Origin of the sequence: Photorhabdus sp. RM322S (genome assembly GCF_042879395.1) — a bacterium.
In the GTDB taxonomy this organism is placed as follows: domain Bacteria; phylum Pseudomonadota; class Gammaproteobacteria; order Enterobacterales; family Enterobacteriaceae; genus Photorhabdus; species Photorhabdus khanii.
In genome coordinates, this window is sequence record NZ_JBHFKW010000021.1 from 23,415 (window position 1) to 35,833 (window position 12,419).

Consider the following 12,419-nt stretch of genomic DNA (forward strand, 5'->3'; position numbering starts at 1 on the left):
TACAATTTAACCCAGAATTACAATCCTATACTATCAATATAGGAAAAATAACCATGGAAAATTAATTAAGATCTACTTCATAATATAAGTATGACCATTAACTTACATTATCCCATGTAATAATTTCATTGCTTTATAAACAAAGAAATGAAAAATATAAAAATAATCTTACACCACAATAATACAATATTAATTACACACAAATTAAAATTATTCATCTCTCTCAAATGCTTTTCAGTAATAGTATCACACGCTTTTAGCGGAGATAGAAGATCGTCAGCCATTGTTTCAAAGTTCATCCCCTTAAATTTTTCATGAACAAAATTCACTAAATCCTTAGATTCTTCATTATTAAAAACAAGCGAATCATTAAGAAAAAAAACGAATCTGGAAACCTTACCTTTATCTGCTTCAGGAAATATCTCCAGAGGAATCCTCAACCTTTTTTTGTTACATAATCTGAGTTCAAAATACAGGAGCAAATATCATACGAATAACAATGCCATATTTTTTTCTCATCATCGTAAAAAACCCCTGTCCATCAGGATCACTTAATCTTGCATCATCCATTCTTTTCTTATATTCGTTTATTAATATATTCATTATGATGCGCCCATGTAAATTAACTCCTTTTTAGTGATAAATTTATCCTGATTATTAAGCCGATCGAAAATAAATTTATCCATTGCCATCCGATCCGCCTCTGGTATCAAGTAATACATGATATTGGTATACCAATACCAACCCATTTAGATGTCCTCTCATGTTAACAATGTAATATGATTACGTAATATTTTCGTTGCGAAATCAATATTATTTTTAGCTTAATATGATCACTTATGTGCATTATTAGAATAAAAATTGTGAATTATATCACAAAAAATTTTCTTCAATTTAAGGTGGATTGGTTTTATTATTAATTTAAATCAATATGTTATCATAAATTTATTATACCAACGTATATTAATGCAATTTATCTGCTGGTTTAGGAACGCAAAAAGCCTATTTTGCAAGTTCATATTGCCTTCTGAACGGGAACATTTATCAAGCGTATGATACCCGATTTCCGGTGGCAGATAATAAATATCGGATACTATATGATATAACTGATGCATGCATTTGATGTGATTATATTCTGAGATATTTTAGACATCACATTATAAACATATGAGACATAGTCCACCAAAGAAATAAACTAAAACATACCAATTTCGGGCCAAAGTATTTATGGCGGCTGGCTCTAGTTCACCAGCACCAAAATCAAAATTCACATTAATACTTCAATTCCTTTTTTTTCAATGATCATGAGCAGCTTTAATGCTGCACCAGTAGGGTGTATTTCATCTCTCTCCCATTTCTGAACGCTATTTGCAGACATATTAATAGCAATAGCTAGTGCTCCTTGACTTATATTGTAATGTTTACGAATTTTTTTTATACGATCACCAGTCATTACATCAGGAGAAGAGTAATCTTTATTTTCTTTAACCAGTGAGTTAATTTCTCGCATGGTTATGTTCGATACTGTACCAGATTTATGAAAACGTTCAGCCATTTTCTGCATTTTAATAAGTCGGTTATCATTCATCACATATTACCTCTATTAATAAACCATACAATAAGTTATCTTCAATATTTTTATCACTGATATTAAGAAGGTCTTTGGCTAGCAACTTATACATTTTCAACAAGTTATCGGGAATTTCTTTTCCCAATTTTGCTACATTTTTTTTAAGCCAACCGCCAATAGAAATCATTTTATCATGATACCTGAATGCAACAACAGAACGAGCGCTACCACTTTTCCCTACTCTCCCAAAAGCGATTCTTTTTTTAAAAAGATTACCGCCAAGATTAGCGTCTACCAATCCCCCTATTATTTCTCTGGCAGATTGACAAATATCTTTATTAGTCAATAAATTATCTTCCATGAAAACCGAAAAATCATCTGTGGCAAAAATTCTCATTTCCGTAAGCCGAACAAAGTTTTATATAGTAATATTTACCATAGTAAATATTACTATATAAAATACATCCAGTTACGTTTCGTTAGCAGTAGGTGAGACTACATCCATCCAGACTTTCACAAACCAATTTTCATCAGAAATAGTATTTTTCAGGTTCTCACCGGTAATTTCAGTCCGCTAGCCCAAAAATCACCAGCTCGATTTCCTGTAGCATTCAGGTAAAACATAATGACGATATACTTTACATTCCGTATTTTTGCGCTACTATAAAAATATATAATTTTCTCTCCGTGCTTATAAATATAATTAAATTATAAACAATAAATTACCCAGAACATTCATAAAATGTCGTGGCGAATAAATTCTTTAAGAGAAACTTATCCAAATTAAAATAATGAAGTATAAAAATATATTTACTTTGTATCTATTTTAACTGTAACTATCGTCATGACTATTGAATTTATAGCAGTAAAAATAGAAGTTCCAGAGAAACTATGGTTATTTCTATGATTATCAGTAGCTTTATCTATTAGTTCAGGAGCCTAAGATGAAAGAAATTGAGAAAAAAGAAAAAGGTAAAATGCTTGGCGTCAATAGACATTCCTTCTTCGTCGTTAATCTAACCAATAAAATTTTAACAGGTGATGTGTTTTGGAGTAACTCTACAAATACGAGTGCCATAAATGTCAATGGATTATATCCCGCAACAGCTTCACTTCTTCAAGAATTCTATCCTGAAAGCGGGAAAACAGATTATTGGCGATGGACTGAAAAAGGAAGGAGATATCAATTAGATTGTTATGACAATGATACATATGTTACCGTTGTCATTAGCGATTATGGAATTGGTGTATTACCTTCTGGAAGCAGCCCAGACACATGGAAATGGTAGCTTTCTTCCACTAAATTATTTATATAAAAATAATTTAGTGGAAAATACAAATTTTAGTCTCTGCCTTAAGATATAAAATAAAGCTGGTTCAATAAAAACTATAATTTTTATTGAACCAGCTTAAAATATGATAACCAGGTATTCCGGTATATAATTCACCTACGTTAACGCCTCATATTTATTTAATAAACCTGATATTAAATCATAATTTCAAGGGAATACTCTTTCATCAATTGCCCCAGATTACCAAATCGTGATTTATCCTGACATTCACAATCGGCGCTCCAGGGCTTGCTTTTCCCAAGAATCGTTCTTGCTTCTGGACTTAAGCAAACAAAATCAACTTTCGGTAAATCCGACAAAAAAACTAAAATTTTTAAGCCTACAGTTTAAATGAAAGCAAAAAATTTAGATAATCATCAGAGCCAACTAAAGCCACAAATATATGTTTGCAACTAAATACTCAATAAAAATAGCTCTCACTCTTGCATTAGATAAATATCCATATAAATTGTTTAATAATAATCATTTATCAAGATAAATAACGCTCAGATAATCCTTCTTTCTCGCCCCATTTTTTTAACAATAATATTCGATCTTGTATATATTTTTCTGGTAACACTTCTAATTTCTCTATTTTTTCTACTTGTAACTTGATAAATTCATGACTAAATTCACACCAAGAAACTAAAAAAAATTCGTTATTGAAAAAAATCGACAATGGACAGGCAGTTTTCACTGTACGTGCATTATTTAAATCAAAGAAAGTTATCACTATCTTTTCTTTATGATATATCGCTTTCCTAATATCAGATAACATCGAGTTATTATCAGTAATTTTACTACAACCTTCTGTTTTTACAAACATTGGCGAACAATATAGTTGAGCACGTTGCTCTTCGGGAAGTACTGCCGCGATCTTAGATATAAAACTATGAGCAGATTTAGCCAAAACAACATCATTTTGCTCGATAACCCATTTGTTACCTAAAACTAAAGCATCAATTTCATCCATTGTAAACATTAAAGGAGGTAACATAAAACCCGGTCTTAATGTATAACCTAAACCTGGCTCACCCTCTATATTCGCTCCCTGACTATTTAGCAAAGCAATATCTCGATAAAGAGTTCGCAAACTTACATTTAAATCGCCAGCCAGTAACTTACCGCTGACAGGATATCTTCTTTGCCTTAAGTATTGCAATAATGCCATGAGTCTTTCAGTTCTTGACATTTCCGTACTCCTCATCTTAATAAAAAATCAAATAGGAAAATCTTTATTAAATAAATAATATTGAGTTACTCACCAACTACCCAATAGAACTATTTACTCTTACTCATTGATTAATGGAACAATGCCAAGACTTCGTTATAAAACTATCAACTGGAAATCCTATATTTAATATATACTTCAATTACCTGAATTAACGAAAATACTATTTACGCCTTTCATAACGACTCTACCCAGTCAAGAATGAATGCTCGATACATTAAACTGAAACGCGGTAGAGATAAGTGTCGAACATCGAATCATAGAGTAAACATTTAAAATATATATAGCACTAATCAATAAAAAAAATAAAATTAGCTTTCATAAGTAAACTTACTATGTATTGACAATATAAGAAAACTTAAATGTTAAAGTCAAGTTTTATGCTGCCAGTCAATATGTAAGCAGAAGAAATATGATCTTATTATTCGAACATTTCGCTTCGTAATGTTTATGAAGATGATTTTATTTTATGACTTACAGTAAAGGAGCAATGAAACTAAAAGAAATAGCCAAAATAAGTTTTACCTTCATGTCCATTAGAAAAATAAACATTATTTAGATAAGGTAATTAGTATTTATACCTTTCATCTTTCAAGTTGCTGCTTTGTTGGCTGCTTTCACTCACCCCAGTCACAGAGTTATCTATGCTCCTGGGGATTCGTTCACTTGCCGCCGCGCTGCAACTCGAAATCTATTAGGTATATTTAATTTAAATTTTATCTGCCACTCTCTATAATAAACAGCGAACCAAGACAGTGCTTAAGCGAAAGCGCTAACTTTTGTACTCATTTCAGTGCAGCAGCCCAAAGGGCAATAAAAACGAGTCATCCTCATATATATATGTACGATGCGGATCTTACGCACTGTCCGTGTTCACTATTCATTTATAAGAACGCTCTGCAAAAATTACACCAACTAAAATAGGTGTTAAGTGTAAAATAATTTAATTTTTCTTAGCGCTATTTAGCTTGAATTGTTCATTAACCCAATCCAAAACTTGTATCATATATTCGTTTATTTTATTTAAACAAACATGAGCTTCTGATTCATAACATAATAATTTATGATCATCGCCCCACAAGTGGTCTAATTCTCTAACTTTATCAATAGAAAATATATCATCCAATGCTCCATGAACAGTAAAAACCTTTGTTTTGCAAGTTAAAGATACGTCTAATTTTATTTCATCAAAAAGAGACTGCATATTATTATCTTGCATAAAGGCAAACTGAAAATCCGCTTTAAGTCTTCTGGGTAATTTGTCGAAATTTGCTATTTCAGGCCCACCAGATAAATTAACTATACAGCAAAATTTGTCGCCAATTTTTTGCGCAAGGCGTAAAGCAAAATAACCTCCGAAACTAATGCCTAAGAAACAGAGAAGGCTACTATTAATTCTAGCATCATCCTCTAATAATTTAAGTATAGAGGTAACATATAATTCCATATCAATAGACAATGGCGATTTTCCAAGGTTTACTCCTTGCCCTGGTCCATCAAATATAGCTACCGCCATACCTTTTTCCAAGAAACATTCTGCCAAAGATAATATTTCAATTTCAGTCATTGAATCCAATCCATTGGATAAAATAACACAAGGCAAAGGATTATTCTCTTCTTCTTTATATCCTTTAGGAAATATAAGGAAGAACGGCATATGAAATTTATCAACAATAATATACTGATGCTCAACCAGCAAATCACTGTATTTTATACCGGATAAAAAACATGAACGAATATATTCTCTGAGCTGGATCTTCCTGCCTTTATCACTGAAATACATAAATTCAGCCCAATGATAACAAGCAGCAGCACTCTTCAGAGCACGAACGTAACTGACTTCATTTTTGGCAGAATTAGCGATGCTGATATAATTATCACCCACTTTTGACCAATTAATCATCCACTCATGCCAGAACTCTTCAGATGATAAATCTAAGTTTTCCTCCTGAAAATGACTCAATGCCTCCACCACATCTCCCCAATGAACCTGAGGCGCATATTGAGAATTTAGGAAAAACAGTCTTGGCATAAAATAACCACAAGTAGAAAAAAGTGCTGCCGAAATTCTATTGGGTTTATTCTTATTATTCATTGTATCTTCCTTTAATTTACTAAATACGAGCGTCTAACCACTCTTTACAGGCAAAAACCATTTTCTTACTATTTTCTGAAATAGCATTCTTCACTATTTCTTGTTGTCTTAATTTATCTTCTGTACCAAACTTAATTGCACATGAATTATGATCTAACTCAACACTATGATTAGAAACAACGAACGAACCACTTCCGCTGATAAATATACGCCATGAACCGCTATGAGATTTTAATACTAATGGAGGCTCTGGTTGAAAATATTCAATCGATAAACTATCTCTATCGCAGAATCGTATGCTACGGAAAGTCTCATTTCCATTTGGCGTTGACACTTCCATATTAAACTCTTGGTGCCTATCATCATTGTAGATTATTTTCACTGAATCACAATGAGGTAATATCTGACTCCAATCGTTGATATTTAAAAAGATATCGTAAACATCATCAACTTGATGAGGAATATAATATCCTGTTGTAAAAGTTAACAAATCTGATTTTTTATTACTTTCTACCTTATTCTTTATACTATCCATCTCCATTTGAGTATTGTCATCAATAAATGAGATAATAAAGAAATTAGCCTGATCATGATTATCAACATCATCAATAATACCACCTACATCATCTAATAAAGACCAATTCCTTTGTACTGTCAGAAGACAACGTTGATCATTAATAGGAATAACTTGCCATCTCCCACTCATTGCCTTTAATAATGGCATAGGTTTAGGCAGGATATAATCAATTCTATAAATAGAATCAGAATAATATCGTTGTGTTTGCCAGCTTACTGTTTTATTATTTTGTCTTGCTTTAATTTCAACAAGTTCTGAATCATCTGTTTTATTTAATACTTCAGCCCCTTCACAAAATGAGAAAATATCTGGCCAATAAGAGACATCTTTAACCAAAGTATATACATCCTTTGCCGGCATCTCACATATCATTGAATGAGTCAGATTTCCGTTTAATTTTTTCCCCGACCATTCATTTGCTTCTACAATATTCTTTATATTATTAAGTTCTTTAACTGAATTAATATCAATTCCTTTACTAATAAACTCATGAGCCTGCTGCGTTGTTTCAACACCATCAACTAATCCTGTTATTTCTGGCTCAATATCATAATCATGCTCTAACATAAGCATACATTGTTGAGAATTGATCTTAATAACCCGCCATGACGTTTCCATTTCTTTGACGAATGTCATTGGCTTGGTCAGTTTTGATTTTATACTGAATGTTTCTGCATGAAATTTACGCTCTGATACCCACTGCATGAGGACACCGTTAATTAATGCCTTAACTTCTATTTTTTCACTGTCTTTATCTCTAAAGATAACCTTCACTTCCTGACAAGGCTCAAATATTTCTGGCCACTTTTCAGAATTAACAATAACTTGATATACCTTTTCTGTTTGTGTATTACAGATGATTGAATGTGCTTCTGAATAATTCATTATTGATTCCTCAATTTAAATAATTTTTTAGGATCGATTGACTTAATTAACGCTGATTTTAGTATCTTATCATTATGGCTTTTCGGAAAAGACTCACCAGTAACATAGAACCAATCAGGCCATTTTTCCTGACTTAATTTAGCACTCAGAAATGATGAAAGAATATTTTCAATTTCAGGTAATGATTTCTTCGATATATCTCCACTCATGCAAGCAACAGGTTGGTTAATAGCCACACCATTTTCATGGAAAGAAAAACCAACAACAGTAGCAACATTCACATCGGGTACTCTTGATAAAATAGATTCAACTTCTTCAGGGTAAATCCTATGTCCGTTAGCACTCATAAATGTATTTTGCTTACGTCCCTTTAAAATTAAATAATCATCGTCATCGATATAACCTAGATCACCGGTAGCAAACCACTCATCAGGAGGAGTAACTTTCCCAGAAATCACATCATAATACCCTTCCATTATACTTTTACCTCTTAGTATAATTTCTCCAATATTATCAGATGAACCGGTTATGGGTTTAATAGCAACTTCCAATGTATTATCAATCTTCCCAACACAATAAACTGAGTCGAGATATCTTTTATCACGATGATCTTGCTCATCCACCCAGCAGAACGGACCATAAGTTTCACTTAATCCGTATCCCTGCATCCATTCACAACCTATTAATTTACGTCCTTTCTCAAGGACACTAGGCGGCATAGCCGCAGCCCCATAAGCAACAATGTGTAAGCAAGTTAGATCGATATCATGTTCTTCTGCCGATTTAACAAATAATTTCATCGACTCTGGGCGTAACATAATATGCGTAATTTTATTGCGGGAAATATAAGCAGGCCATTTCTCTATATTCCTGTCTTCTGGTATAAAAAGTATTGACTGATGTAATAATGCACCGAAAGAGAAAATCACGCCGGTAGTATTATTCAATAAACCTGACATGAATATTTTAGCATCCTGAGTAAACTTTAATTTTTCTGTTACTGTGCAAATTCGCTGGCATACTAAGGATTCTGAAATGCTAATTGCTTTCGGTTTGCCAGTACTCCCACTCGTGAAAAGCACAATAAAGTTAGCAATAGATTGTGGTGAATAGGTAATAACTGGGGTTTCTTCTAGATCATTAGCGCTGATCTCATGATCTGAAACATCAATAACATTAATGCCATTTTCTTTTAATTTTTCGACAAAATGTTTATCTTTTTTAAGATAAACGACAAAATCGTATTGGACTTCATTGGTAAAATTGATCCATTCATCAATTGTCGCTGATGATAAATTATAAGGCATTAACAAATGCAATCCCATAGCACTGGCCGCAGCCAAGAAGAAAATGCCTAATTCATCATGTTCAAATATAACGATAACTTTATTATCTTTATGAATTCCTCTATTTCGTAAATCATCAATTAAATGGGAAACAGAAAGTATTACCTCTTTTCTTGTATAATGAGAATCCTTAGTGATAATACAATCATCATTTAAATTATCACGTTCTGAATGTAACAACATAGAAATTAGTTTCATTTCTGCTTCCCTTTGATCAACAGTTAATTTTTATCACTTAAATTTGCTGAGACGAAATCAAGAACAGCTCTTCCTGTTTCCCAATTACCGAATTGACTTTTGGTCACAGAAATACCAAATTCTTTCCCAATTTCTTTTGCTAAATCAGCTAATTCCGTGGAATCCATATCATAAGCTTGAGCAAGATCTGCATCCATATTGAAATCATCAAAATTAATATTAACAAAAGATGATAAAATAGTTTTTATTTTTACTTCTGTATTGTTACTCATATATTTCACCCGAATATTTAAATATTTTAGAGATTAAATAGCTGAAAAACTCAACGCACATACATGACCTTTGTTACTGAGACGCTGAATGACTATTTGATTAGTATTTGAAAGTTCATTTATTGTAATAGGCTGCTGTTCTCCATTATTTTCTGACAAGAATGATGAAGCCAGGACTGAATCAATCACACCACTGACCGAAAATTGATTATTTAAATAAGGTCTCAGATTTAAAAAAGATGTTTTTATATCTTTATCTAAAAATACTTTACTCGTCATTTCCTTTTCGTCATCATATATTCCGTCCATAATAAATGCAGAATTCTCATTATGGCTGAATAGTTCAGCAGTATATTCCAAGGTGTCACTTCTTGTATTTTTATCAGGTGAAAAATAATCAATAAAGCCGGTTAATTCACACAATATCGAAGCGCCACGTTCTAAAGCGTGCTGCATTTCTTCTATAACCATAAATGCAGCACCTTCCGAGAAGTTTTCGGGTAATTTCTTGCCAAATATTTCAGAGTTTCTCTGCGTTGATCTCTGCTCCAGTAAATTTTTAACTAATGGGCTCGAAAGATGTTCTGACGCACCACATAACATAACTTCCGCGACACCATTAGAAATAGCTTCAGCCGCATAGCCTATTGCTTGTATTCCCGCTACATCCGATGTAGAAAACGTTTTAGATTGTGCACTAAAACCATAAAGAAGTGATAATTGCCCCTGGAGTGCAGCGGGAAACCATGCCGTAGCGACATAAGGCCCCATTCCCTGAATTCCTTCAATATGGAGCGCTTTAACTTCATCTTCAATATGTTTCCATCCACCAAAGCAATTTCCAACATATATCCCGACGCGATTAGGATCAATCTTGTCTAAATCTAATTTACTCTCTTTTAATGCCATCTCGACGGCGACGATGCCATAAATAGAAAAGTCATCAATTTTGCGCTTTAAGCGATTATTGATATATTTTTTTTCATCGGGATCACTCAATGTCCTTATTACAGGGTTTGAGTCCATATTATTTATTGAATTTTGACCCAATAGTTTCTGAATCAAATTTGACTTGATGGATGTAACATCCTTGCCATCAGGATGTATTGCACCAACACCGGTAACAACAACTCTTCTACGCATTGTTAACTGCCCTCATAACAATAACACTGTGAATACCGGAAAAACCACTGGATAATTTTAACGCGGTGTCAATGGGATATGCGCAACCTTGATTAGGGATATAATCTAAATCGCAATCAGGATCCGGGGTTTGATAATTAATTGTTGGGTGAACATATTGCCTTTCTATTTCCAGGCATAATGCAACAGATTCTATCGCATTAGCGGCAGCTAAAGCATGACCTGTCATTGACTTTAATGAGTTAATTGGAATATCAAATGCTTTTTCCCCCAAAATAAATTTAATTGCATTTGATTCATTAATATCATTTTGAGCCGTAGAACTTCCATGTGCACTAATATAATTTACTGCTGATGGGGCAACCTTGGCATCTTTCAATGCCATATCAATGCATCGTGCCATTGCCAATCCATCAGCGGGCAAATCCGTCATATGATAAGCATTATTGACTGATGCATACCCCACTAATTCAGCATAGATATGTGCTCCACGCTTCTTTGCATGTTCATAAGACTCTAAAACTAATATTCCACACCCTTCTGCAATAACAAATCCATCACGTTCAAGAGAAAAAGGACAAGTTGCCGATTGCTGATTTTCCAACTCTCTTGATGACAACGCCCCTAAGGCCTCAAAAGAGCCAATAGACAGCGGACAAAGCGGAGCTTCACTTGCGCCAGCCAGCATGACATCCGCTCTTCCATTACGGATATGCTCAAGAGCAATACCTAAAGCATCAAGTCCTGCCGCACATCCCGTTGATATATTACTCACCGACATGGATGCACCATATTTTTTCGCCACAGAGGTTGCCGCAGAGCTGAAATCAAAGCTATCGTAATCCTCTTGTTGAATTAAATCAGGGCTGATCTCTTCTTTGCCTCCATTGGTAATTCTGAGCAAACACTCTTCCATTCCAGCAGCATCAGCAATAGCGGTTGCTATTGCAACACCAAAACGTTTAGTGTCAATTTCTGAAGACATTAACTTTGCATCTTGCATTGCCATCTCGGACGCATCCAAAGCAAATTGCAGATATTTATGCTCACTTTGCAAAACAAACTCTTTGTTATTGTTATCGACATCAGCATCGGTATCGCAAACTTTTCCTATAGCTCCGCTTTTGAATCCGAATCTATTTCTTCCCCATTCATATTCACTGATCCCCGATTTCCCGTTATGAATATTGTCCCAAAATTCATTAACACCAATACCCGCAGGCGAAATAACACCTAACCCTGTCACCACCACTCTCTGCGCTTGAGATTCATTTCTGTTATTTATTATCACAATAGTTATCTCGATAGAAATAGAATACAGACTTATTCAGGTAAGTTTTATTCACATAAAATTTACCCATTTTTATTTAAGAAAATCCCTATCTGAAAGTAGTTATCTCAAACTACTTTGATTAGCTTTAAATTAATATTTGTCATATATATATTTGTTCTTTATCTCCTAACCAAAACTCTTGAAAATGAGCACCAAGCCCAACTTACATATCAATTTGCTTCTCTCACCGACTTCCCATCTGCCAAACATACAAGAATGGCATGAATACCCCAGATTAAACCAAATTGAGTTAACTCCATTCGATCTTTATGTAGAATAATCCAGCCTTTTTCTTAATCGCTAAATTTATCCTCAAAAACCATCCAGAAAGGAGATGACAAATTTATTACAATAAAGCTGATATAGCTGATCACAATAAAACACAGCAAAGATAATCTATTTTCCGCTTCTTTATAATATACTCACAACGCATTCAGT

The 12,419-nt window shown here is 33.5% G+C and carries 12 protein-coding genes; 1 reads left to right on the top strand and 11 read right to left on the bottom strand.

From position 1 onward, the window contains the following. Window positions 1-465: 465 nt before the first annotated feature. The 4 genes from ACGF63_RS13600 to ACGF63_RS13615 form a co-directional block, all read right to left on the bottom strand. A complete protein-coding gene (locus tag ACGF63_RS13600; RefSeq protein WP_152963768.1) occupies window positions 466-603 on the bottom strand; it encodes a hypothetical protein in 138 nt (45 codons plus the stop codon). Next, window positions 603-749 (bottom strand): hypothetical protein, encoded by a 147-nt coding sequence (locus ACGF63_RS13605; protein ID WP_152963769.1) that lies wholly within the window; start codon window positions 747-749, stop codon window positions 603-605. The genes ACGF63_RS13600 and ACGF63_RS13605 overlap by 1 nt, the downstream gene beginning before the upstream one ends. Window positions 750-1,267: 518 nt before the next feature. Then, entirely contained in the window at window positions 1,268-1,588 is a 321-nt protein-coding gene (locus ACGF63_RS13610; protein WP_152963770.1) for a DNA-binding transcriptional regulator, read from the bottom strand. Then, on the bottom strand, window positions 1,581-1,967 hold the full coding sequence (locus tag ACGF63_RS13615) for a type II toxin-antitoxin system RelE/ParE family toxin (RefSeq protein WP_387631431.1): 387 nt from the start codon (window positions 1,965-1,967) through the stop codon (window positions 1,581-1,583). The genes ACGF63_RS13610 and ACGF63_RS13615 overlap by 8 nt, the downstream gene beginning before the upstream one ends. 547 nt (window positions 1,968-2,514) lie before the next feature. Between ACGF63_RS13615 and ACGF63_RS13620 the strand changes: the two genes are divergently transcribed. Next, window positions 2,515-2,859 (top strand): hypothetical protein, encoded by a 345-nt coding sequence (locus ACGF63_RS13620; RefSeq protein WP_036844633.1) that lies wholly within the window; start codon window positions 2,515-2,517, stop codon window positions 2,857-2,859. 532 nt (window positions 2,860-3,391) lie between these two features. Here the strand turns inward: ACGF63_RS13620 and ACGF63_RS13625 are convergent. From ACGF63_RS13625 to ACGF63_RS13655, 7 genes are all read right to left on the bottom strand, one after another. Then, on the bottom strand, window positions 3,392-4,093 hold the full coding sequence (locus ACGF63_RS13625; protein ID WP_036844635.1) for a YafY family protein: 702 nt from the start codon (window positions 4,091-4,093) through the stop codon (window positions 3,392-3,394). 982 nt (window positions 4,094-5,075) lie between these two features. Further along, on the bottom strand, window positions 5,076-6,227 hold the full coding sequence (locus ACGF63_RS13630; RefSeq protein ID WP_387631434.1) for an alpha/beta hydrolase family protein: 1,152 nt from the start codon (window positions 6,225-6,227) through the stop codon (window positions 5,076-5,078). A 19-nt stretch (window positions 6,228-6,246) separates the two neighbouring features. Next, entirely contained in the window at window positions 6,247-7,689 is a 1,443-nt protein-coding gene (locus ACGF63_RS13635) for an SRPBCC family protein (protein WP_051477265.1), read from the bottom strand. Beyond that, window positions 7,689-9,233, bottom strand: coding sequence for a fatty acid--CoA ligase family protein (locus ACGF63_RS13640; protein WP_036844639.1), 1,545 nt, complete (start codon window positions 9,231-9,233; stop codon window positions 7,689-7,691). The genes ACGF63_RS13635 and ACGF63_RS13640 overlap by 1 nt, the downstream gene beginning before the upstream one ends. A 23-nt stretch (window positions 9,234-9,256) precedes the next feature. Further along, entirely contained in the window at window positions 9,257-9,505 is a 249-nt protein-coding gene (locus ACGF63_RS13645; protein ID WP_036844641.1) for an acyl carrier protein, read from the bottom strand. Window positions 9,506-9,538: 33 nt separating this feature from the next. Further along, window positions 9,539-10,648 (bottom strand): beta-ketoacyl synthase N-terminal-like domain-containing protein, encoded by a 1,110-nt coding sequence (locus ACGF63_RS13650; protein ID WP_036844644.1) that lies wholly within the window; start codon window positions 10,646-10,648, stop codon window positions 9,539-9,541. Then, window positions 10,641-11,939, bottom strand: coding sequence for a beta-ketoacyl-[acyl-carrier-protein] synthase family protein (locus ACGF63_RS13655; protein ID WP_081738180.1), 1,299 nt, complete (start codon window positions 11,937-11,939; stop codon window positions 10,641-10,643). Before ACGF63_RS13655 ends, ACGF63_RS13650 begins: the two co-directional genes overlap by 8 nt. Between the last annotated feature and the right edge of the window lie 480 nt (window positions 11,940-12,419).